Genomic DNA, 22331 nt, shown 5'->3' on the forward strand with positions numbered 1-22331 from the left:
CACCCGTTGCCGCCGACGAGCCCGTCGTCTGGCCGGTGTGGGGCGCGACGAGCGGCACGGGCACGGTGCACGACGCCGCGCCGGTGACGCCACCGTCCGCCGAGATCGACACGTCGCCGGTGACGCCGCCGTCCGACGAGAGCGACGCCGCCGAGCCCGTGGCCGAGCACGTGGCCGACGAGATCACTCCGTCCGACGACGCCACGGCGCGCCCCGTCGACGGGGCGCCCACCTCTCCCGAGGTCGTCGAGCCCGACCCCGCTGAGCGCGCGGCCGCCGAGCCGGAGACTGCCGAGCCGGAGACTGCCGAGCCGGAGGCCGTGCAGCCCGAGGCCGTCGAGCCGGAGGCGGCGCAGCCCGAGGCCGTCGAGCCGGAGGCCGTGCAGCCCGAGGCCGTCGAGCCGGAGGCGTCGACGCCCGAGCCCGTCGAGACGGAGCCCGCCGAGTCGGTCGTCGCCGAGCCGCAGCTCGCCGCTCAGGCCCCTGCCGAGCAGCGGCCCGCCGATCAGGCCCCTGCCGAGCAGCGGCCCGCCGATCAGGCCCCTGCGGATCCCGAGCGCGCCGAGGACGTGGCGGAGTCCCCGTCCGCCGACGCGGAGCCGGCCGACGCGCCGCGCGTCACCGCGGTCACGCCCGACGCGCATGGCGTCACCGCCGGACCCGAGTCCGAGCAGCCCGTCGCACCCGAGCAGTCCGTCGCACCCGATCAGCCCGTCACGCCCGAGCAGGCCGTTGCGCCCGAGCAGGCCGTTGCGCCCGAGCAGGCCGTTGCGCCCGGGCGGACCGTGACGCGCGAGCCGGCCGCTGCGCCGGTGCCGGGCGCGGCCCCCACGCGCACGTCGGTGCTCGGGACTGCGGCTGCGCGCCCGGCTGCGGACGACGCGACGCGCGTGATCCCGCCCGTCGCCCCGCAGGACCCCGCACCGTCCGCCGACGTGACGCATGTGATCCCCCCGGTCACCCCGGAGGAGCCCGCGTCGTCGGCCGACACGACGCGCGTCATCCCGCCCGTCCCGGGCGTCGACGAGCGAGCGGCGCGCTCGGACGACGCGGCGCCGACACCGGCGGCCGCGGCACGCGCGCGCGCGGTCACCGCACGCGGTGAGGCGGCCGGTGCTCCGACCGCCGCTCCGACCACCGCGCCGTCGACCTCCCAGCCCGTGGGCACGACCGGTGCCGCGGCGAGCCCGGCGCCCCGGGCGGCCTCGTCGACCGCGGCACCCGTGCCGCCCGCGCTGGCCGGCACGGCCAAGGTCTCGGGCGGCCCGGTCCCGCAGAACCCGCGAGGCGACTCGCCGTTCGACGGCTTCGAGGAGGAGCGGCGCACGCGTCGCTGGCCGCGGCGCGTGCTGATCGGCACGGGCGTCGCGCTCCTGCTCGTCGGTGCGTACGTCGGTGCGAGCTACGCCACGGGCGACCGGGTGCCGCGTGGCACGACCGTCGCGGGTGTCGACATCGGCGGTCTCGGCAGGGCCGAGGCGGTCGCGCTGCTCGAGTCCGAGCTGACCCCGTCGGCGGACTCGTCGCTGGACGTCGTCGCGCGTGAGGTGCAGGCGCAGATCGACCCGGTGGACGCCGGCCTGACGTTCGACGCCGAGGCCACCGTCGACGGCCTGACGGGCGTCGACCTGGCAGAACCGGCCCGGCTGTGGCACCAGGTCGTGGGCCTGGGCGCGCACGAGCCCGTGACGCAGGTCGACCGTGCGGCGCTCGACCGCTCGATCGAGGCGCTCGGCACGTCGCTGTCGCAGGCGCCGGTCGACGGTGCTGTGGTGTTCGTGGACGGCGCGGCGCAGGCCACGCCCGCGGAGGACGGCTGGGCGGTGGACGCCCCGGCGGCCGCGGAGGCCATCACGTCGGGCTGGCTCGAGGCGGCCCAGCCGCTCGAGCTGCCGACGACCGTCGTCGAACCGACGATCACCCAGGCGGAGGCGGACGCGGCGCTGCAGGACGTCGCGGAGCCCCTGGTCTCGGCGCCGGTGTCGGTCGAGGTCGAGGGCAAGCTCGCGGTGCTGCAGCCCGCGACGGTCGCGGCCGCGGCGTCGATGCAGCCGGTCGACGGCGACCTCTCGCTTGTCCTGGACGGCGAGGCGCTCGCCGAGGAGGTCGTCGACCAGCTCCCCGACGGCGTGCTGACCGAGGCGGCCGACGCGCAGTTCGAGTTCAAGGGTGGCAAGCCCGTCGTCGTGCCCGGCGTCCCCGGCACGACGGTCGACCCGGAGGGTCTGGCGGCTGCGGTTGCGACCGCGAGCACGGCGCAGGACCGCACGGCGACGGTCGAGCTCACGCAGACGGACCCCGAGGAGTCGACCGAGGCGCTCGAGAAGCTGGGCGTCAAGGAGATCGTCTCGGAGTTCTCCACGCCGCTGACGAGCGAGACGCAGCGCACGATCAACATCGCGCAGGGGCTCGAGAACATCACCGGGGTTCTGGTGCGGCCCGGCGAGACGTTCTCGCTCACGGAGGCGCTGGGGCCGATCGACGCCGCGCACGGGTTCGTCCAGGCGGGTGCCATCGTCAACGGCGAGCACTCCGACGCGTGGGGCGGCGGCCTGTCGCAGGTCTCGACGACGACGTTCAACGCCGCGTACTTCGCAGGTATGGAGGACGTCGAGCACACGCCCCACTCGGAGTGGTTCTCGCGCTACCCCGAGGGCCGTGAGGCGACCATCTTCACGGGCGTGATCGACATGAAGTGGAAGAACACGACGCCGTACGGCGCGCTGCTGCAGGGGTGGGTCAAGGACGGCCGCGCGTACGTGCGCATCTGGGGCACCGAGTACTGGGAGGTGGAGACGTCGACGAGCGGTCGCTCGGGCGTCGTCATGCCGTCGACCGTGTACTCGGACTCCGCGACGTGCTCGCCGCAGTCCGCGGGCAACCCCGGCTTCTCGGTCACGGTGACGCGTCAGCTCTCGCTCGACGGCAAGGTCGAGGAGACCACGTCGACGTCGTGGCGGTACAAGCCGCAGAACCGCGTCGTGTGCGGCGAGCCGCCCTCGTCGGACGACGAGAAGGACTCCGACGAGGGCTGACGCGCGCGTCAGCGGCGGTGCAGGCGGCGGTCGGGCGACCGCGGGGGGATGACCTTCCACAGCACGACGTCCTCGCCGGGCACCCGCACATGACCCCGCGTCGTCTCGAGCACCACGTCGACGGGCTCGACGCGCAGCACGACACCGAGCACGTCGGTGAGCCGGGGGCCGCCCGGTTCCGGGTCGGGAAGGCGCCGGCGGACGACGACGCGCTCGCCGGGCGGCATGCTCCGCCAGGCCGGTGCCGTGGGGGAGGTCACGCCCGTCTCCGTGGACAGCGCGTCGCACGCGTTCGCATGTGCGGAATACTAGGGACGACCCCCGGCCTGTGGAGGACCGTCTCGTGACCTATGTGATCGCCGAGCCCTGCGTGGACGTCAAGGACAAGGCGTGCATCGAGGAATGTCCCGTGGACTGCATCTACGAGGGCAAGCGGTCGCTGTACATCCACCCCGACGAGTGCGTGGACTGCGGCGCGTGCGAGCCGGTGTGCCCGGTCGAGGCGATCTACTACGAGGACGACGTCCCGGAGCAGTGGACCGAGTACTACAAGGCGAACGTCGAGTTCTTCGACGACCTCGGCTCGCCGGGTGGCGCCGCGAAGATGGGTCAGATCGACAAGGACCACCCGATCATCGCGACGCTGCCGCTCCGCGTGCACGGCGAGTGACACGCGGCGTCCGGGCCGAGCGCACATGGGCCTGCTGACCGGCGCGCTGCCGGACTTCCCCTGGGACACGCTCACGCCGTACGCACGGCGCGCGCGTGAGCACCCGGGCGGGATCGTCGACCTGTCGGTCGGCACACCCGTGGACCCGACACCGGCGGTCGTGCGGGACGCGCTCGTGGCAGCGGCGAACTCGCCGGGCTACCCGACGACGCACGGGACGGCCGAGCTGCGCGAGGCGGTCGTGCGCTGGTTCGCGCGGCGCCGCGGCGTGCCGGGCCTGGACCCGGCCGCGGTGCTGCCGACGGTCGGTTCGAAGGAGCTGGTCGCGCTGCTGCCCGCGCTGCTGGGACTGGGCGCCGGCGACGTGGTGCTGCACCCCGCGGTGGCGTACCCGACGTACGACGTGGGCGCGCGGCTGGCCGGTGCCGCACCCGAGCCGTGCGCGGACCCCGCCGGGCGTCTGGAGCACGGCCCGGGGGACGTGCGGCTGGTCTGGCTCAACTCGCCGGGCAACCCGGACGGCTCGGTGCTCGGCGTGGCCGAGCTGCGCGCGGTGGTCGACGCGGCGCGTGCCGCGGCCGCACGTGACGGTCGGCCCGTGCTGGTGGTGTCGGACGAGTGCTACGCCGAGCTCGCGTGGGATGCGCCGTGGTCCGAGCAGGGGGTCCCGAGCCTGCTCGACCCGCGCGTGAGCGGCGGCGACACCACGGGCCTGCTCGCGGCGTACTCGCTGTCCAAGCAGTCCAACCTGGCGGGGTACCGCGCGGCGTTCGTCGCGGGCGACCCGGCTGTGGTCGCGCGGCTGCTGGAGGTGCGCAAGCACGCGGGCATGATCGTGCCCGGACCGGTGCAGGCCGCGATGACCGTGGCGCTGGACGACGACGCGCACGTCGCCGAGCAGCGCGAGCGGTACCGCCGCCGGCGCACGCTCCTGCGTGCCGCGCTCGAGGGCGCCGGCTATGCGGTCGACTCCTCGCACGCCGGGCTCTACCTGTGGGTGCGTCCCGAGGGTGCGCCGCAGGACTGCTGGCAGACCGTCGCGGACCTGGCCGGGCTGGGCATCCTCGTCGCGCCCGGGGCGTTCTACGGTCCGCAGGCCGCGGGGCACGTGCGCGTGGCGCTGACCGCGCCCGACGAGGCGATCGCCGAGGCCGCGGCCCGGCTGACCGGCGCGTAGCACCCCGCGTCCGCCGCGGCCTGTGACCCGAATCACACCGTTCGACCGGTCGTCTCCAGGATTCGTCAGGGCACGCTAGCCGCGGGTACCGTCGGCGGAGGCCGAGGGTGGCCGCACACGGGCCCCTGGGCCGAGGTCGGCAACGGCGCCGCGCAGCTGCGTGGCGGTCCGTCGCAGGAAGGAACCCCATGTCTGAGACCATCACCGCTCCGGTCCAGCTGGTCGTCGACGGCCAGGCGAAGGATCTGCCGGTCGTCACCGCCACCGAGGGCAACGACGGCGTGGTGGTCTCCACCCTCCTGCGGGACACGGGCCTGGTCACCGTCGACCCGGGCTTCATGAACACCGCGTCGTGCGAGTCGAAGATCACGTACATCGACGGTGACGCGGGCATCCTGCGCTACCGCGGCTACCCGATCGACCAGCTCGCGGCGCGATCGTCGTTCCTCGAGGTCGCGTACCTGCTGATCAAGGGCGAGCTGCCCACGCCCGCGGAGCTCGACGCGTTCGAGGAGCGGGTCAACCGCCACACGCTGGTGCACGAGGACTTCCGCACGTTCATGGGGACGTTCCCGCGCGGCGCCCACCCGATGGCGGTCATGTCGTCGGCCATCAACGCGCTGTCCACGTTCTACCCCGAGTCGCTCGACCCGTTCGACGAGGAGACGGTCGAGCTCGCGACCGTGCTCATCCTCGCCAAGACGCGCACCATCACGTCCTACGTGCACCGCACCGCCAAGGGCGAGCCGCTGCTGTACCCGGACTACAGCCGCGGGTACGTCGAGGACTTCCTGCGCATGACGTTCGCCGTGCCGTACCAGCAGTACGAGCCCGACCCGGTCATCGTCGAGGCGCTCGACAAGCTGCTGATCCTGCACGCGGACCACGAGCAGAACTGCTCGACGTCGACCGTGCGCATCGTCGGCTCGTCGCACGCGAACCTGTACGCGAGCGTCGCCGCGGGCATCAACGCGCTGTCCGGCCCGCTGCACGGCGGTGCCAACGAGGCCGTGCTCTCGATGCTCGCGGAGATCCAGGCCAACGGCGGCGACGCGACCGACTTCATGACGCGCGTGAAGAACAAGGAGGCGGGTGTCCGTCTCATGGGCTTCGGGCACCGCGTCTACAAGAACTACGACCCGCGCGCGGCGATCGTCAAGGAGAGCGCGCACGCGGTGCTGACCGCGCTCGGCGCGACGGACGAGCTGCTCGAGATCGCGATGAAGCTCGAGGAGATCGCGCTCGAGGACGACTACTTCATCTCCCGCAAGCTGTACCCGAACGTCGACTTCTACACGGGCCTGATCTACAAGGCCATGGGCTTCGACCAGTCGATGTTCACGCCGCTGTTCGCGCTGGGCCGCATGCCCGGCTGGATCGCGCAGTGGCGCGAGATGATGAAGGACCCGGCGACGAAGATCGGCCGCCCGCGCCAGGTGTACACGGGCGCCGTCGAGCGCGACTACCTGCCCCGCGAGCAGCGCTGAGGCCATGACCGACGGTCGCGGGCCGGACGCGGTGCGGATGCGCGCGCCCGGCCCGTTCGCCGTGCTCGCGTTCGCGTGCGAGCTCGCGCTCCTCGTCCTGTCCGCCGTGACCGGCTGGCGGCTGGGCCAGGCGGCCGACGTCCCGAGCAGGGGTGCCCTCGCGGCGGTGATCGCCGTGGTGCTCGTGGTGGCCGTCGTGCTCGTGTGGGCGCGGTGGAACGCGCCGCGGTCGCGCTCGCGTCTGCCGTGGCCGGGGCGCTACCTCACGCAGCTCGCGCCGTTCGTCGTCGTGGGGCTGCTCGCGGCGGTCGTCGGGCTGGGGTGGTGGGCCGCGGTGCTCGCGTTCCTCGCGGCGGTCGCATTCGGCGTCTCGCGCGGGGGAGACGACGAGCCCGTCAACCCGCGAGCGTGACCCGCACCTGACCGGTGCCGAGCGGCCGCTCGACCGCCGACCACTCGCCGGACTCCCGGTCCCACGTGCGGTCCCCGACGCTGACCCGCTGCGCGCCGAGGACGTCGGCGGTCGCGACGGCCCACGCCGCGAGCGACTGCGCGCCGAGCGCGGCGTCCGCGGCCACGGCCGTGAGGTCCAGGCGCGCGGGTGCGTCGTCGGACGCCTCGCGGACGCGTGCGCGGACCGTGTCGCCCCAGTCGCGCTGCGCGCGGTCGCGGGCCGCCGCAGGGTCCGCGGGGCCGGCGGCGTCGTCGAGCGTGCACGTCAGCGCGCCCGGGGAGTGCCCGGTGAGCGCGGACGCCCACGCGCGGGCACGCCCTTCGTGCTGCGCGTAGGCGTCCGGGAAGCCCGAGCGCTGCACGGCCTGGGCCGCGACCGTGATCTCCATGTCCTCGTACCCGTCGACCTTCTCGAGGCCCTCGAAGAACTTCCGGGTCGCGTACGTGGGGTTCATGATCTGCTCGACGGTCCCCCAGCCCTGCGAGGGACGCTGCTGGAACAGCCCGATCGAGTCGCGGTCGCCGTAGTCGATGTTCTCCATGCGCGACTCCTGCAGCGCGGTCGCGATGGCGATGGTCACCGCCCGGGCGGGCAGCCCGCGCCGCGCGGCCATGCCCGCGAACAGCGCCGCGTTCTGCGCCTGGTCGGGGGACAGGTGCCACGACGTGCCGTCGACCGTCGCGGCGCACGACGCGGCGACGACGGGTGCGGGCGTCATGCGGTCGAGCGCGGCGACCACGGCCCCGACGCCTGCCGCGAGCAGCGCAGCCAGGAGCGTCAGGACCAGGAGCGTCCGCGTGGTGCGACGACGACGGCGCGGGCGGCGGCCCGGGGGTTCGGCCACGCGGGTCAGTTGGCGTGCAGCGCCGCGTTGAGCTCGATGCCTGTGCCGGCACGTGCCACGGCCTCGACGCCGCCCGTCAGGGAGTTGCGCCGGAACAGCACGCCGTCGGCGCCGGACAGCTCACGCGCCTTGACCACGCGCGGCTCGTCGGCCGGGCCTCCCAGGCCCACGAGCGTCACCTTGGTGCCCGCGGTCACGTACAGACCGGCCTCGACCACGCAGTCGTCGCCGAGTGCGATGCCCAGGCCCGCGTTCGCGCCGAGCAGCGTCCGCCGACCGATCGAGACGACCTCGCGGCCGCCCCCGGACAGCGTGCCCATGATCGAGGCGCCACCGCCGATGTCCGAGCCGTCGCCGACCACGACGCCCGCCGAGATCCGGCCCTCGACCATGGACGTGCCGAGCGTGCCCGCGTTGAAGTTCACGAAGCCCTCGTGCATGACGGTGGTGCCGGGTGCCAGGTGCGCCCCGAGGCGCACGCGGTCGGCGTCGGCGATGCGGACGCCGGAGGGCAGCACGTAGTCGACCATGCGCGGGAACTTGTCGACGCCGTACACCGTGGGCGCCACCTGGTGGGCGGCGCGCAGCCGGGCGCGCGTGTCCTCGAACCCGTCGACCGCGCACGGGCCGAGGTTCGTCCACACGACGTTGGGCAGCACCGCGAAGATGCCCTCGAGCGCCAGCCCGTGCGGCGCGACGAGCCGGTGCGACAGCAGGTGCAGCCGCAGGTACGCGTCCGCGGTGTCGGCGGGCGGGGCGTCGAGGTCGATGACCGTGCGCACCACGTGCACGCGCACCCGGCGCGCGTCGTCGACGTGCTCGTGCAGGTCCGTGGGCGGCTGCGCGGACTCGTCGGGCTCGCCCAGGGCGGGGGACGGGTACCAGGTGTCGAGCGTGGTGCCGTCGAGGGTCGCGGTCGCCAGACCGAACCCCCAGGCGGTGCGAGAGGTCATGCGGACCAGCCTACGGCCGCGATCCGGGCTACCGGTCGGTAGCCCGTCGTGGGCGCGCGGCGGGCGGCGTCAGGCCGGGCCGGGCGCGTCGTGCGGTGGCTCGTCCGCGTCCTGCGAGCGCGCGCGGCGCTTGCGCTCCTGCTCGAGCCGCCAGAGGAACTCCTCGTCGTCGTCCGGCGCGGCCGGCGCGCCCGAGGGCCCCGCCGGGTCGCCCCACCCGGGCCGACGCGTGCGCGCGGCGCTGCGACGCGACCGGCTGACCGCGAGCCAGATGATCGACCCGAGCACCGGCACCAGCAGCACGGCCAGCACCCACAGCGCCGGGTGGACGCCGAGCCGCTCGTCGTCCTCGCTGTTGACGATCTCGATGACGCAGAACACGACGAGGCCGATGAGCAGGAGGAAGCCGACGTACCGCATGGCGACCAGGCTACCGACGCCCGACGGTACGCGGGGCGCCTACGCTGGTGGCGTGCCCGTCGTGACCTACACCCTGCTCCGTCTCGCGCTGTTCGCGGCCGTCACCGCGGGACTGTGGGCGGTGGGCATGCGGTCGTGGCTCGCGCCGCTCGCCGGGCTGTTCCTGGCCTGGGCGCTGTCCTACGTGCTGCTGGGCCGGCAGCGCGCGGCCGCCGCGCGGTTCGTGCAGGAGCGGTCGTCGGCGCGCGCGCCCCGCACCACGCGCGCCGACGAGGACGCGTCCTACGAGGACGCGATCGACGACGCGCAGCGCCGCACCCGTCCCGCGGACTGAGCGCGAGCTTCGGGCCGCGGTGCTCAGAGCGCCAGGCCGAGGCCCAGCAGCACGCCGTACGCGAGCTCGAGCATGCCGGTCCCGGCGAGCACGGGGACGAGCGCGCGACCGCGCGCGCCGAGCTGCACCACGACGGCCAGCACGAGCGCGGGCGCGAGCAGGACCAGGACGAGCAGCGCCCACGGGGAGCCCGCCGCGCACACCGCGCCGAGCAGGACCGGCACGATCACGAGCGCGGCGTAGACCCGGCGTGCGCGCGTCTCGCCCAGCCGGACCGCGAGCGTGCGCTTGCCGACCAGGACGTCGGTCGGCACGTCACGCAGGTTGTTGGCCATGAGCAGCGCGCACGCGAGCAGCCCGACGCCGACCGCGCCCAGCCATGCCTGCCAGGAGACCCGGCCGGCCTGCGTGTACGTGGTGCCGAGCACCGCGACCAGGCCGAAGAACACGAACACGCCCACCTCGCCGAGGCCGAGGTACCCGTAGGGCCGCTTCCCACCGGTGTAGAACCAGCCTGCCGCGATGGCCAGCGCGCCGACGCCGATCAACCACCACGCGCCCGCGGCGAGCGCGAGCCACAGCCCGAGCACCGCGGACAGGCCGAACGCGGCGAACGCGGCGTTGCGCACCTCGCTGGGCCGTGCGGCGCCCGATGCGGTCAGGCGCATCGGCCCCACGCGGTCGACGTCGGTGCCGCGCACGCCGTCCGAGTAGTCATTGGCGTAGTTGACGCCCACCTGCAGCGCGAGGGCCACGCCGAGCGCGAGCAGTGCGCGGCCGATCCGGGCCTCGCCGAGCTGGGCGGCGGCGCCGGTCCCCACGAGCACGGGTGCCGCGGCGGCGGGCAAGGTGCGTGGCCGGGCCCCGGCGAGCCATTCCTGCGGTGTGGTCACGGACGGCTCCCGGGGCTGGTGGGTGGGGTGTGCGCTGCGGTGGTGGGTGGGGTGTGCGCTGCGGTGGTGGGTGGGACGGGCACGGGGTGGCGGGCCAGGACGAGGGCCCGGGCCGCGGCGCGGTCGGGCTTGCCCGGGCCGCGCAGCGGCAGCGCGTCGACGACGAGGAGGTGGCGCGGCGCGTGCGGTGCGCCCAGCAGCGCGGTGACGTGCGCACGGACCTGCGCCAGGTCGGGCGGGGGCGCATGCGCGGGGACGACGACCGCGGCGACCGCCTGGCCCCACTCCTCGTCGGGCACCCCGACCACGCACGCCTGCCCGATGCCCGGCAGCGTCACCAGCGCGGCCTCGACCGCGGCAGGCGCGACGTTGACGCCGCCCGTCACCAGGACGTCGTCGGCCCGGCCCAGCACCGTGAGCACGCCGTCGGTCACGCGCCCCAGATCGCCCGTGCGCAGGTGCCGCACGCCGTCGACGTCGACGAACGGGTCCTCGACCGAGCCGTCCTCGCCCAGGTAGCCCGCGCACAGCACGGGTCCCGCGAGCAGCACGCGACCGTCCGGCGCGATGCGCACGTCCACGCCGTCCAGGGGGACGCCGTCGTACACGCAGCCGCCGCATGTCTCCGTCATGCCGTACGTCGTCACCACGTGCAGACCCGCCGCACGCGCGCGGGAAAGCAGGGGAGCGGGTGCCGCGGCGCCGCCCAGGAGGATCGCGTCGAACGAGCGCGCGGCCGCGGTCGCCGCCGCGTCGTCGAGCACGCGCGCGAGCTGCGTGGGCACCAGCGACGTGTAGCGCGGCCCCGCCGCGCCGAGCGCCGCCGCACCCGCCGTGAACGCGGGTGCGGTGAACGGACCCGGGGGCACAGCCACGGGCTGCGTGCCCGCGAGCAGCGAGCGGACCAGCACCTGCAGACCCGCGACGTGGTCGAGCGGCAGCGCCAGCAGCCACCGGCCCGGACCGGCGAGCCTGCGTTCGGTCGCGCGGGCCGACGCGGCGAGCGCGGGCGCGGTGAGCACGGCCGCACGCGGACGCCCGGTCGAACCCGACGTGCCGACGACGAGCGCGGCGTCACCGGGGAGCGCGTCGACCACCTCGTCGGGCGCCTCGTCAGCGGCCGCGCGTGACGCGGTGCCCAGGACACGCAGCGCGGGTCCGGAGCCGTCCAGCGCACCCGGCAGGAGCTCGAGGAGCGGACCCGCCAGCGGCAGGACGTCACGCAGGCTCCGACTCACCGGCTCAGCCTACGGGTGCCGGTCGGGTGCCCGTCGGGTGCGGGCCTGCGGCCACGCGCGGGTCGGATGCGGGGGGCGTCCGTGGGCCGTGGCACGCTGGGGCCGCACCGATCTTCCAGGGGAGACGCCATGACGCCCAGGTCCATCCGCCGCGCTCCGTCCGCGCCCGCGCTGCGAGTCGTCGGTCTCGTCGGTGTGCTCGCGCTCACGCTCGTGGGCTGCAGCGGCGACCCCGAGCCCCAGGAGACCCCGTCGCCCGTGGTGCAGGGGCCGACGATCGACCCGGACAAGCAGCCCGTCCCCACGCCGTCGGTCGCGCCCGTGTGGCCGCTGACCGGTGTCGCGGCCAAGGGCACCGTCAAGGAACGGCCCGCGCTCGCGGTCAAGATCGAGAACACGTCCGCGGCCCGCCCGCAGACGGGTCTCGAGGACGCCGACGTGGTGTGGGAGACGATCGTCGAGTTCCAGGTCTCGCGGTTCGTGGCGGTCTACCACTCGCACACGCCCGCCGAGATCGGCCCGATCCGCTCGGTGCGCCCCATGGACCCGCTGATCCTCGCGCCGACCAACGGGCTGCTCGCGTTCTCGGGCGGACAGCGGGGGATCCTCGAGCTCGCGCAGGCGTCGGGCCTGCAGCTGCTGAGCAACGACGCGGGCGTCGCGGGCATGTACCGCTCGGCCGACCGTCCGGCCCCGCACAACGTGTACGGCGACCCGAAGACGTTCTGGGGCCTCGCCAACAGCTCGCACTCCGCGGCGCCCGGCGCCCAGTTCCTGTTCGCGCGCACCGCGGACGAGGCGGCCGCGGTCGCCGGCGGCAAGCCCGCGAAGACGCTCGCGTTCCGGCTCTCGGCGGCGGCGAGCCCGACGTGGACCTGGCAGTCGAGCTCGCGCACCTGGTTGCGCTCGGAGGGGTCGAGCCCGGCCGTCGCCCGCAGCGGCGAGCGGCTCGCGGCGACCAACGTCGTCTCGATCGTCGCGAACCACCCCGACACCAGGTACCCGGCGCAGGGCGGCGCGCGCGTCCCGACGTACGACCTGGTGGGCTCGGGCACCGGCACGATCGCCACGGGCGGCCGGACCATCGAGGTGACGTGGAAGAAGGCCGCGCAGGACAAGCCGCTGCGGCTGTTCCTGCCCGGCGGTGAGCCCGCGCTCCTGGCGCCCGGCAACACGTGGGTCGAGCTGGTCCCGAAGGGCAGCGGGTCGCTCACCGTGAGCTGAACGTGCACCCCGGCTAAGGCCCGTCTCCGCCCTGGGGTGGAGGTCCCGCACGGCCGGGCCCGCCCCGCGGCTGACCCGCGGCCGGCCAGGACGGCACCCACGTCCGACGCGGCCCGCACGGGGTGCGCGTGAGGCTGGAGCCATGACCACCACCTCGCTCCACGAGCCCGTCGAGCACGACACCGCCGGCATCGGCGCGGTCGTCGCCGCGGGCGTCATCCTCATCGGCTTCGCGATCGGTGCGGCGTTCGCGCTCGCGCAGCTCGTCGACCTCGCGTCCTGGGTCACCCAGGGCTGACAGGCGGACCGCTGACGCGGCGACCGGCGCCCGCCGGGCCGCGCGTCAGTACGCGTACGGGAAGCCCGACCAGTCCGGCTCGCGGCGCTCCAGGAACGCGTCGCGCCCCTCGACGGCCTCGTCCGTCATGTAGGCCAGACGCGTCGCCTCGCCCGCGAAGACCTGCTGACCCGCCAGGCCGTCGTCGGCCAGGTTGAACGCGAACTTGAGCATGCGGATCGCCTGCGGCGACTTGGTCGCGACGATCCGGGCGTACTCCAGGCCCGCGTCCTCGAGCTCGTCGTGCGGCACCACGTCGTTGACCGCACCCCACGCCAGCGCCTGGTCCGCGGAGTACTCGCGGGCCAGGAAGAAGATCTCCCGCGCACGCTTCTGACCCACCTGCCGGGCGAGCAGCGCCGAGCCGTAGCCGCCGTCGAACGAGCCGACGTTCGCGTCGGTCTGCATGAACCGCGCGTGCTCGCGGCTCGCGATCGTCAGGTCCGCGACCACGTGCAGCGAGTGCCCGCCGCCCGCCGCCCAGCCGTTGACGAGCGCGACGACCACCTTGGGCATGGTCCGGATGAGGCGCTGCACCTCCAGGACGTGCAGGCGCCCCGCGCGCGCCGGGTCGATCGCCTCGGCCGTCTGCCCCTGCGCGTAGCGGTAGCCGTCGCGGCCCCGGATGCGCTGGTCGCCGCCCGAGCAGAACGCCCAGCCGCCGTCCTTGGGGCTCGGGCCGTTGCCGGTGAGCAGGACGGTGCCGACGTCGGAGGACATCCGTGCGTGGTCGAGCACGCGGTACAGCTCGTCGACGGTGTGCGGCCGGAACGCGTTGCGCACCTCGGGCCGGTCGAACGCGACGCGCACCACCGGCAGGTCCCGCTCGTCGGCGCCCGTGCGGTCCACGCCGCGGTGGTACGTGAGGTCCGTCAGGTCCTCGAGCCCGCGGACCGTCCGCCAGCGGCTCGGGTCGAACGTCGTGGACACCTGGGTCGGCAGCTCGCTCACGGCGCCACCCTAGTCAGCGGTCCCGCGGCCCGGCGCCGTAGCCTGGGCGCGTGCTCGCCGGGGACGTGGTCGTGTGGTCCGTGCCGTTGCGCACCCGGTTCCGTGGGCTGGACGTGCGCGACGGCGTGCTGGTCCGGGGCGACGCGGGCTGGGCCGAGTTCTCCCCGTTCTGGGACTACGACGACGCCGAGTCCGCGGGCTGGTGGCGCGCGACGCGTGAGGCCGCGGACCAGGGCTGGCCGGCGCCCGTGCGGGACCGCGTGCCGGTCAACGTCACGGTGCCCGCGGTGGACGCGGCCACCGCGCACGGCATCGTGACGGGCTCCGGCGGCTGCCGCACGGCCAAGGTCAAGGTCGCCGAGCGCGGGCAGAGCCTGGCCGACGAGGTCGCGCGCCTCGAGGCGGTGCGCGACGCGCTGGGCCCGGGCGGCGCGATCCGGGTCGACGCGAACGCGGCATGGGACGTCGAGGAGGCGGTGCGCCGGCTCGCGGTGCTCGACCGTGCCGCGGGCGGCCTGGAGTACGCCGAGCAGCCGGTCCCCGGTGTCGCGGACCTCGCCGCGCTGCGGCGTCGCACGCACGTCCCGCTGGCCGCGGACGAGTCGATCCGGCGTGCGGCCGACCCGCTCGCGGTCGCGCGTGCGCACGCCGCGGACGTCGTGGTGCTCAAGGTCCAGCCGCTCGGCGGTGTGCGCGCGTGCCTCGAGCTCGCCGAGCGGATCGGGCTGCCGGTGGTCGTGTCCTCGGCGCTCGAGTCCTCGGTGGGGCTCGCCGCGGGCGTCGCGCTCGCGGCCGCGCTGCCCGAGCTGCCGTACGCGTGCGGTCTGGCGACCGCCCAGCTGCTGGGTGCCGACCTGGTCACGGCGCCGCTGCTGCCGGTCGACGGCGCGCTGCCCGTGCGCCGCACCGAGCCGGACCCGGCGCTCGTGGCCGCGGCCGCCGCGGACGACACCACGAGCCGTCGCTGGCGCCGCCGCGTGGCCGCGGTGCGCGCGCTCGCCGACGCGCGCGACCAGGCATGATGGCGGGCGTGACGCCGCCCGACGAGCCCGCAGCCGAGGTCGCCCCCGGCCCGCCCGCGGTGGCCGCGGCGCGCGTGCTGGTGCAGGCGCTGGCCGCGCTCGGCGTCGAGGACGTGGTGCTGGCGCCCGGGTCCCGCAGCGCGCCGCTGGCCTACGCGCTCGCGGAGGCCGCGCAGCCCGACGACGCACGTCCGCCGGGTGCCCCCGCGCTGCGCCTGCACGTGCGCGTCGACGAGCGTGCGGCCGCGTTCCTGGCGCTCGGCCTGTCGCGGGCCTCGGCGTTCGCGTCGGACGCGGGCCCGCGTCCCGTGGCGGTGGTGACCACGTCGGGCACCGCGGCGGCCAACCTGCACCCGGCGGCGCTCGAGGCGCACCACGCGGGCATCCCGTTGCTGCTCCTGACCGCGGACCGTCCCCACGAGCTGCGCGGCACGGGCGCCAACCAGACCACGGACCAGGTCGGGCTGTTCGGCTCGGCGACGCGGCTGACGGTCGACGTGCCCGCTCCGGTCGGCCTGCCCGACGAGCCGCGCGACGTGCGACGGCTCGCGGTGCGGGCCGTCACCGCGGCGACCGGCGCCCGCACGGGCGACCCCGGGCCCGTGCACCTCAACCTCGCCTACCGCGACCCGCTGGTGCCGGGCGACGATCCGTGGCCCGCGCCGTCGACGGTGGGCCTCGCGCACGTGCACGCGGCGCGTGCGACGGGCCCGGCCCCGGCCGCCACGGGTGCGCTCCCGGCGCTGGCCATGCGGGCCGAGCGGGTCGAGGCGGACGTGCGGCCGGCCCCGCGCCGCGGCGGCAGGTCGCGCGGGATCGCCACGGTCGTCGTCGCGGGTGACGGCGCCGGGCCTCTCGCGGCGCGTGTCGCGGAGGCCAACGGCTGGCCGCTGCTCGCCGAGCCGTCCTCGGGGGCGCGCGGCGGACCGTGCGCGATCGGTGCGTACCGGCTGCTGCTCGCCGACGACGCGCTGGGTGGACGCGTCCGCCGGGCCGTGGTGCTCGGCCGGCCGACGCTGTCCCGGCCCGTGCAGCGGCTCCTGGCCCGGGACGACGTCGAGGTGCTCGTCGTCGCGCCGCGCGGCGCCGACTGGCCGGACGCGGCGCGCAACGCCGACGAGATCCTGGTCGAGGTGCCCGCGCGCATGCGCCAGGGCCGCATGCCGGGACCCGTCGGCTGGCTCGAGGCGTGGCTCGAGGCGGACGCACGCGCGGCCCGGGCGATCGACGACGTGCTCGACCACGGCCCCGAGGCCGAGCGGGGGCGACGGTCGCGCACCGGCGCACGCGTCACGGGGCCGGTGCTGGCGCGTGCCGTCGCCGCGGTCAGCGACCCGCAGGACGTGCTCGTCGTGGGCTCGTCCAACCCGGTGCGGGACCTGGACCTGGTCGCGCGCTGGTCCAGCCCGCCGCTGGTCGTCGCGAACCGGGGGCTCGCGGGCATCGACGGCACGATCGCGACCGCGACGGGCATCGCGCTCGGGCTGCCGCGGCGGCGCGTGCGTGCGTTCGTCGGCGACCTGACGTTCCTGCACGACGTCGGTGGGCTCCTGCGCGGACCCGCCGAGCCCGCGGTCGACCTGCAGGTGGTCGTCGCGAACGACGACGGCGGGTCCATCTTCATGACGCTCGAGCACGGCGAGCCCGCGCACGCGGACGTGTTCGAACGCGTCTTCGGCACGCCGCACGGCGCCGACCTCGCCGCGCTGTGCGCGGGCTACGGCGTGCGGCACACGCGCGTCGTCGACGTCGACGGACTGCTCCCCGCGCTCGCGGCACCGGGGCGGGGCGTGTCCGTGGTCGAGGTCCGCGTGGACCGCTCGGGCCGCCGTGACCAGGCCGCGCGGCTCGCTGCCGCGGTCGCGCGCGCCGCGCGCGGCGCCTGACGCGCGATTCCCAGGGAACTCACAGGTCCGACGAAGGGTCCGTCCAGCGGCGCGTCGTCTCATGGGTGGTGAACCGAGGAGGGACACCCGACATGAGCACTCCCGCAGGCGAGAACCACCCGCAGGCGCAGCCCACGCAGCCGCTGCCCGCACCGCCCGCCCCGCCGCAGGCCCCGACGCCGCCGAACGCGACGCAGCGGCTCCCGCTGGCGCCCGCACCCGCTGCCTCGTTCCCGCCGCCGCACGCCGCGCACACCGCGTGGCAGGGCGGCCCCACGCCTCCGCACGACGGTACGCACGCAGGTCCGCACCCAGCTGACCCCCTGCTCGACGAGCGTCGGGCCGAGCGCAAGCGCCGGATCTGGATCCCCGTGACGTCGGCAGCGGCCGCCGCCGCGCTCGTCGCCGCGGCGGCGACGTTCGGGCTGACGTACGACGACGACCCGGCACCCGCGGCGAGCTCGAGCTCGTTCGGCGACCTCGGCCGGTCCACCACCGACGTGGTGCCCGTGGCCGGCTCCACGAGCGACGACCCGGACTGGCAGGCCGTCGCCGCGGCCGTGCAGCAGTCCGTGGTCGCGATCGACACGAAGACCGCCTCGGGTGAGGCGCTGGGCTCGGGCGTGCTGATCGACGACCAGGGGCACATCGTCACCAACAACCACGTGGTCGCGGGTGCGCAGGACGACACGGTGGCGGTCACGCTCACCGACGGCCGGATCTTCTCCGCCGACGTGGTCGGCACCGACCCGACCACGGACCTCGCGGTCATCCGCCTCGTCGACCCGCCCTCCGACCTGTCGCCCGCCGCGCTCGGCGTCTCGGCCGACGTCGAGGTGGGGGAGTCCGTCATGGCGGTGGGCAACCCGCTCGGCCTGCAGAACACCGTGACCACGGGCATCGTCTCGGCGGTCGACCGGCCCGTGACCACGCAGGGCGAGTCGGACGGGTCGACGTCGGTCACCAACGCGATCCAGGTGGACGCGTCGGTCAACCCCGGCAACTCGGGCGGACCGCTGTTCGACGCGGCGGGCCACGTCATCGGCATCAACTCCTCGATCGCGACGCTCTCGAGCCAGTCGGGGTCGATCGGCCTGGGCTTCGCGATCCCCGTGGACCTGGTGAAGAACATCGCGAGCCAGCTCATCGAGAACGGCACCGCGGAGCATGCGTTCCTCGGCGTGGGTCTCGACGACGGCACCGCGACGGTGGACGGCGTGACGCGCGCGGGTGCGGTCGTCAAGCAGGTCAACGAGGGCTCGCCCGCAGCCGAGGCGGGGCTCGCGACCGACGACGTGGTCGTCGGCATCGACGGGCACGCCGTGGGCGGCGCGGAGTCGCTGACCGCGTACGTCCGGTCCTACGCGAGCGGTGACCGGGTGACGCTGACGGTGGTGCGCGACGGCGCGTCGCGCGACGTCGAGGTCACGCTCGCGACGCGTGAGGACACCGGCACCGGGCAGGCGCCGGACCAGGACGGCCAGGGTGACGGCCAGGACGACCAGGGCACCGCTCCCGACCAGGAGGGCCAGGCGCCGGACGACGACCGGCTGCCGGACGGCCTGAGCCAGATGACGCCCGAGGAGCTGTGGCAGTGGCTCCAGGAGCACCAGGGCAGCCTGGGCGACCAGGGCTGAGCCCGTAGACGCCCGGCCGGCGAACCCCCTGTCGTCGGCCGGGTCACCCCGGTGGTCCGTCACCCCCTGGACGGATCCCGCGGGGGAGGACCCCGGAGCGCTCGGTGCACACCCCCGAGCGCTCCGGGGTCCTCGACGTGCGCGTGCGTCGGGTGGTCAGTCGCCTGCGAGCGCGGTGCGCATCGGGACGAGCTTGGCCTCGGACTCGGCGAGCTCGGCCGCGGGGTCGGACGCGGCCACGATCCCGCAGCCCGCGAACAGCCGGACCCGGTGCGGGTCCTGCGGGGACGTCTGGGCCGACCGCAGCGCGATGCCCCACTCGCCGTCGCCGTCGGCGCCGAACCAGCCGACGGGCCCGGCGTAGCGCGCGCGGTCCATGCCCTCGATGCGGCGGATGAGCGCACGCGCGGCCGCGGTCGGCGTGCCGCAGACGGCGGCCGTCGGGTGCAGCGCGGCCGCGAGCGCGAGCGAGGACGGGTGGCCGTGCGCCTCGCCGCCCAGCACGCCCGTGACGTCGGACGCCAGGTGGAGCACGTTGGGCAGGTGCAGCACGAACGGCACGTCGGGCACGTTGGTCGACGAGCAGAACGGCTCGAGCGCCTGCGCCACCGACTGCACCGCGTACTCGTGCTCCTCGAGGTCCTTGGAGGAGTGCGCCAGGATCGCGGCGCGCGCCACGTCCGCGTCGTCGTCGCCCGTGCGCCGGATGGTGCCCGCGAGCACGCGCGAGGTCACCAGGCCCTTCTCGGAGCGGACCAGCAGCTCGGGGGTCGCACCCAGCAGCCCGTCGACGCTGAACGTCCAGCACGAGGGGTACCCGTCGGCCAGGCGGTGCAGCGCCCACCGGACGTCGAGCGGGTGCTGCGTGCGCGCGACGACGTCGCGTGCGAGCACGACCTTCTCGACGCTGCCGTCGCGCACGGCCGCGATCGCGGTCGCCACGACCTGCCGCCACGCGTCGGCGCCGACCGCACCGTCCTCGTAGCGGACCTCGCCGGGCGACGTCGGCGCCACGCGCGGGCCGAGCACGTCGGCGAGCGTGGGTGCGGGGCCGAGCGCGGCGCCCGCGCTGATCGTCGTGAGCCACGCGCGGCCTCCGCGGCGGCCCACGACCACGCGCGGCACGATCACCACGCCGCCGGCGGCGGACTCGTCGTCGAACGCGAAGGACCCGAACGCGACCGGCCCCGAGCCGGGCACCTGCACCTCGTCGCGCACCACCGCGCGGGCCAGGACGTCCCGCCACGCCGCCTCGGCGTCGGCGAAGCGGTCCGCACCCGAGACCTCGATGCGCAGCAGCTCGCCCCACGCCACCAGGCCGTCGCCACGGCGCACCCACGCGAGCGGGGGCACGTCGGCGGCGGGCAGGAGGTCCAGCAGGTCCGCGGGGGCGGCACCGGCCCCGGGTGCGTTGGCGCGGTCGCCCGGCAGGTCCAGGGCGACGGTGCGGACGACCAGCGGGTGGGGGAGGTGGTCCGCGGGCGTGGCCAGGGTGCTCATCTCCTCCAGGGTAGGCCCGCGTCGGGCGCGTGCGGGCCGCCGGGTGCGCCGGTCGGGCGTGACGGCTGGCACGATGGGTGCATGGCGCGCGCGAGCTTGGACAAGCAGCCCGAGGAGGTCGCGGCGATGTTCGACTCCGTCGCGCACCGCTACGACCTCACGAACGACGTCCTGTCGCTCGGGCAGGACCGGCGCTGGCGGCGCGCCACGATCGCGGCGGTGGACGCGCAGCCGGGTCAGACCGTGCTGGACCTCGCCGCGGGCACGGGCACGTCGTCGGAACCCCTCGCTGACGCGGGCGTGCGCGTGGTGCCGTGCGACCTCTCGGAGGGCATGGTCGGGGTCGGCAAGGCGCGCCGTCCGGACCTGCCGTTCGTCGCGGGCGACGCGCTGCACCTGCCGTTCGCCGACGAGTCGTTCGACGCCGTGACGATGTCCTTCGGGCTGCGCAACGTGCCCGACGTGCCCGCGGCGCTCGCGGAGCTGCTGCGCGTCACCCGGCCCGGCGGCCGCCTGGTGGTGTGCGAGTTCTCGACGCCGACGCTCGCGCCGTTCCGGGGCGTCTACACGGGCTACCTCACGCAGGCGCTGCCGCGCGTGGCGCGCGTGGTGGCCAAGGAGCCCGACGCCTACGTGTACCTCGCCGAGTCCATCCGGGACTGGCCCGACCAGCAGGGCCTGGGCCGGCTCATCAAGCAGGCGGGCTGGTCGCAGGTCGCGTTCCGCAACCTGTCCGGCGGCATCGTGGCCCTGCACCGGGCGACCCGTCCGGCCTGATCCGGGGCCCGGCGCGAGCGCGTCCCGCGGCCCGAACCCGCAGTTCACGCGCCGTTCGCCGGGTGCTCGCGGCAGGTGAGGTAAGCCTTCGCAGACACCCCCCGGACGCCTGGTTACACTCGCCGGGAGCTTGCACGTGAACATCGTCACAAGTGGAGCGACTCCGTGGTGGTAGCAACCGATGACGCCGACGTCATCGTCGTGGGCGCGGGTCCCGCCGGGGCAGCGACCGCCTACCACTGCGCGCGCGCAGGGCTCGACGTCCTGCTGCTGGAGAAGGCCTCGTTCCCGCGTGACAAGGTGTGCGGCGACGGCCTGACGCCCCGCGCCGTGGCCGAGCTGGTGCGCATGGCCGTGCCCATCCGCGAGCAGGACGGCTGGATCAGGAACAAGGGTCTGCGCGTGATCGGGGGCGGTCACCGCCTCGAGCTGCCGTGGCCCGAGATCTCCTCCTACCCGTCCTACGGCCTCGCGCGGTCGCGCATGAGCCTGGACCAGCTGCTGGCCGAGCACGCGCGCGCGGCGGGCGCCAAGCTGCACGAGCTCACGAACGTCACGGGGCCGCTGCGCGACGAGCGCACAGGACGCGTCGTCGGCGTGACCGCGCGGCCGGTCGACGTCGACGGACGCCGCGCGGGCGACGAGGTCGAGTACCGGGCGCGCGTCGTGGTCGCCGCGGACGGCGTGAGCGCGCGCCTCGCGACCGGCTTGGGCCGCGTCAAGCGCGACGACCGCCCCATGGGCGTCGCGGTGCGCACCTACTTCCGCACGCCGCGGCACGACGACGCCTGGATGGAGTCCCACCTCGAGCTGTGGGCGGGGGAGCCGGGGCGCTCGGACCTCATGCCGGGCTACGGCTGGATCTTCGCGCTGGGCGACGGCACCGCGAACGTCGGGCTGGGCTCCGTGAGCTCGACCGCGGCGGCCACCAAGGTCGACTACAAGGCGCTGTTCGCCGCGTGGATGGCCAACGCGCCCGCCGAGTGGGAGTTCACGCCGAACAACCAGGTGGGCCCGGTGCGGGGCGCCGCGCTGCCGATGGGCTTCAACCGCGGTCCGCTGTACGGCAACGGGCTGCTGCTCGCGGGTGACGCCGCGGGCATGGTGAGCCCGTTCAACGGCGAGGGCATCGCCTACGGCCTGCAGGCGGGGCGCGTCGCCGCGGACGCGATCGCGCAGGGCCTCGCGCGCGGCACGGCCGCGGGCCGCGAGCGTGCGCTCGCGACGTACCAGGGCCGCATGAAGGACGACCTGGGCGGGTACTACACGCTCGGCCGGGTGTTCGTGAAGCTCATCGAGCACCCCGAGGTCATGCGCCTGTGCACGCGCTACGGCCTGCCCCGGCCGCTGCTCATGAAGTTCGTGCTCAAGCTCCTGTCCGACTGCTACGAGCCGCACGGCGGCGACGTGGTGGACCGCACGATCGCGGGCCTGGCCCGCCTGGCCCCGGCGGCGTGACGACGCCGTGACCACTCGAACCTCAGTGCCGAGG

General features: G+C 75.4%; 21 protein-coding genes. 13 read left to right on the forward strand and 8 right to left on the reverse strand.

What is annotated here, in order from left to right:
- Window positions 1-83 precede the first annotated feature (83 nt).
- Entirely contained in the window at window positions 84-3035 is a 2952-nt protein-coding gene (locus tag CELGI_RS16275; RefSeq protein WP_169315133.1) for a VanW family protein, read from the forward strand.
- A gap of 8 nt (window positions 3036-3043) precedes the next feature.
- Here the strand turns inward: CELGI_RS16275 and CELGI_RS03635 are convergent, their stop codons facing one another.
- Window positions 3044-3295: a putative acetyltransferase gene (locus CELGI_RS03635; protein WP_013882758.1), complete on the reverse strand. Its 252-nt coding sequence runs from the start codon at window positions 3293-3295 to the stop codon at window positions 3044-3046.
- Between the two features lie 83 nt (window positions 3296-3378).
- Between CELGI_RS03635 and fdxA the strand changes: the two genes are divergently transcribed.
- The 4 genes from fdxA to CELGI_RS03655 all read left to right on the forward strand — a co-directional run bounded on the left by fdxA (window position 3379) and on the right by CELGI_RS03655 (window position 6781).
- The gene (fdxA, locus tag CELGI_RS03640) at window positions 3379-3705 is read left to right on the forward strand and encodes a ferredoxin (protein WP_013882759.1); all 327 of its coding nucleotides are present in this window, start codon (window positions 3379-3381) and stop codon (window positions 3703-3705) included.
- 25 nt (window positions 3706-3730) lie between these two features.
- Window positions 3731-4882 (forward strand): succinyldiaminopimelate transaminase, encoded by a 1152-nt coding sequence (gene dapC / locus CELGI_RS03645; protein ID WP_013882760.1) that lies wholly within the window; start codon window positions 3731-3733, stop codon window positions 4880-4882.
- A 188-nt stretch (window positions 4883-5070) separates the two neighbouring features.
- Window positions 5071-6369, forward strand: coding sequence for a citrate synthase (locus CELGI_RS03650; RefSeq protein ID WP_013882761.1), 1299 nt, complete (start codon window positions 5071-5073; stop codon window positions 6367-6369).
- Between the two features lie 4 nt (window positions 6370-6373).
- Entirely contained in the window at window positions 6374-6781 is a 408-nt protein-coding gene (locus CELGI_RS03655) for a YrdB family protein (RefSeq protein ID WP_013882762.1), read from the forward strand.
- Here the strand turns inward: CELGI_RS03655 and CELGI_RS03660 are convergent.
- The 3 genes from CELGI_RS03660 to CELGI_RS03670 form a co-directional block, all read right to left on the reverse strand.
- Window positions 6765-7667 (reverse strand): hypothetical protein, encoded by a 903-nt coding sequence (locus CELGI_RS03660; RefSeq protein ID WP_013882763.1) that lies wholly within the window; start codon window positions 7665-7667, stop codon window positions 6765-6767. The genes CELGI_RS03655 and CELGI_RS03660 overlap by 17 nt on opposite strands.
- 5 nt (window positions 7668-7672) lie before the next feature.
- Window positions 7673-8620 carry a 2,3,4,5-tetrahydropyridine-2,6-dicarboxylate N-succinyltransferase gene (dapD, locus tag CELGI_RS03665; protein WP_013882764.1) on the reverse strand — a complete coding sequence of 316 codons (948 nt, stop codon included), beginning with the start codon at window positions 8618-8620 and terminating at the stop codon, window positions 7673-7675.
- 69 nt (window positions 8621-8689) lie between these two features.
- Complete coding sequence (locus CELGI_RS03670) at window positions 8690-9040, reverse strand: PLDc N-terminal domain-containing protein (RefSeq protein WP_013882765.1); 351 nt, start codon at window positions 9038-9040, stop codon at window positions 8690-8692.
- Between the two features lie 52 nt (window positions 9041-9092).
- On the opposite strand from CELGI_RS03670, the gene CELGI_RS03675 reads away from it, so the two are divergent.
- Complete coding sequence (locus tag CELGI_RS03675) at window positions 9093-9374, forward strand: DUF4229 domain-containing protein (RefSeq protein ID WP_041574091.1); 282 nt, start codon at window positions 9093-9095, stop codon at window positions 9372-9374.
- Window positions 9375-9397: 23 nt separating this feature from the next.
- Here CELGI_RS03675 and CELGI_RS03680 read toward each other — a convergent pair whose 3' ends face one another.
- The gene (locus tag CELGI_RS03680) at window positions 9398-10267 is read right to left on the reverse strand and encodes a 1,4-dihydroxy-2-naphthoate polyprenyltransferase (protein WP_013882767.1); all 870 of its coding nucleotides are present in this window, start codon (window positions 10265-10267) and stop codon (window positions 9398-9400) included.
- Complete coding sequence (gene menE, locus CELGI_RS03685; RefSeq protein WP_013882768.1) at window positions 10264-11505, reverse strand: o-succinylbenzoate--CoA ligase; 1242 nt, start codon at window positions 11503-11505, stop codon at window positions 10264-10266. The genes CELGI_RS03680 and menE overlap by 4 nt, the downstream gene beginning before the upstream one ends.
- A gap of 129 nt (window positions 11506-11634) precedes the next feature.
- On the opposite strand from menE, the gene CELGI_RS03690 reads away from it, so the two are divergent.
- Complete coding sequence (locus CELGI_RS03690) at window positions 11635-12729, forward strand: DUF3048 domain-containing protein (protein WP_013882769.1); 1095 nt, start codon at window positions 11635-11637, stop codon at window positions 12727-12729.
- Between the two features lie 142 nt (window positions 12730-12871).
- Window positions 12872-13027, forward strand: a complete 156-nt coding sequence (locus tag CELGI_RS17275; protein ID WP_013882770.1) for a hypothetical protein — start codon at window positions 12872-12874, stop codon at window positions 13025-13027.
- 45 nt (window positions 13028-13072) lie between these two features.
- Here the strand turns inward: CELGI_RS17275 and CELGI_RS03695 are convergent, their stop codons facing one another.
- Window positions 13073-14017 carry a 1,4-dihydroxy-2-naphthoyl-CoA synthase gene (locus CELGI_RS03695; RefSeq protein ID WP_013882771.1) on the reverse strand — a complete coding sequence of 315 codons (945 nt, stop codon included), beginning with the start codon at window positions 14015-14017 and terminating at the stop codon, window positions 13073-13075.
- A gap of 50 nt (window positions 14018-14067) precedes the next feature.
- Between CELGI_RS03695 and CELGI_RS03700 the strand changes: the two genes are divergently transcribed.
- From CELGI_RS03700 to CELGI_RS03710, 3 genes are all read left to right on the forward strand, one after another.
- Entirely contained in the window at window positions 14068-15039 is a 972-nt protein-coding gene (locus tag CELGI_RS03700) for an o-succinylbenzoate synthase (RefSeq protein ID WP_013882772.1), read from the forward strand.
- Window positions 15036-16925 (forward strand): 2-succinyl-5-enolpyruvyl-6-hydroxy-3-cyclohexene-1-carboxylic-acid synthase, encoded by a 1890-nt coding sequence (gene menD / locus CELGI_RS03705; protein WP_013882773.1) that lies wholly within the window; start codon window positions 15036-15038, stop codon window positions 16923-16925. The genes CELGI_RS03700 and menD overlap by 4 nt, the downstream gene beginning before the upstream one ends.
- Window positions 16926-17017: 92 nt before the next feature.
- Window positions 17018-18562 carry a S1C family serine protease gene (locus CELGI_RS03710; protein WP_013882774.1) on the forward strand — a complete coding sequence of 515 codons (1545 nt, stop codon included), beginning with the start codon at window positions 17018-17020 and terminating at the stop codon, window positions 18560-18562.
- 156 nt (window positions 18563-18718) lie between these two features.
- Here the strand turns inward: CELGI_RS03710 and CELGI_RS03715 are convergent, their stop codons facing one another.
- On the reverse strand, window positions 18719-20062 hold the full coding sequence (locus CELGI_RS03715; RefSeq protein ID WP_013882775.1) for an isochorismate synthase: 1344 nt from the start codon (window positions 20060-20062) through the stop codon (window positions 18719-18721).
- Between the two features lie 81 nt (window positions 20063-20143).
- Between CELGI_RS03715 and CELGI_RS03720 the strand changes: the two genes are divergently transcribed.
- The gene (locus CELGI_RS03720) at window positions 20144-20839 is read left to right on the forward strand and encodes a demethylmenaquinone methyltransferase (RefSeq protein WP_013882776.1); all 696 of its coding nucleotides are present in this window, start codon (window positions 20144-20146) and stop codon (window positions 20837-20839) included.
- 165 nt (window positions 20840-21004) lie between these two features.
- Window positions 21005-22297: a geranylgeranyl reductase family protein gene (locus CELGI_RS03725; protein ID WP_013882777.1), complete on the forward strand. Its 1293-nt coding sequence runs from the start codon at window positions 21005-21007 to the stop codon at window positions 22295-22297.
- Window positions 22298-22331: the final 34 nt, after the last annotated feature.

It is taken from the genome of Cellulomonas gilvus ATCC 13127 (assembly GCF_000218545.1).
In the GTDB taxonomy this organism is placed as follows: domain Bacteria; phylum Actinomycetota; class Actinomycetes; order Actinomycetales; family Cellulomonadaceae; genus Cellulomonas; species Cellulomonas gilvus.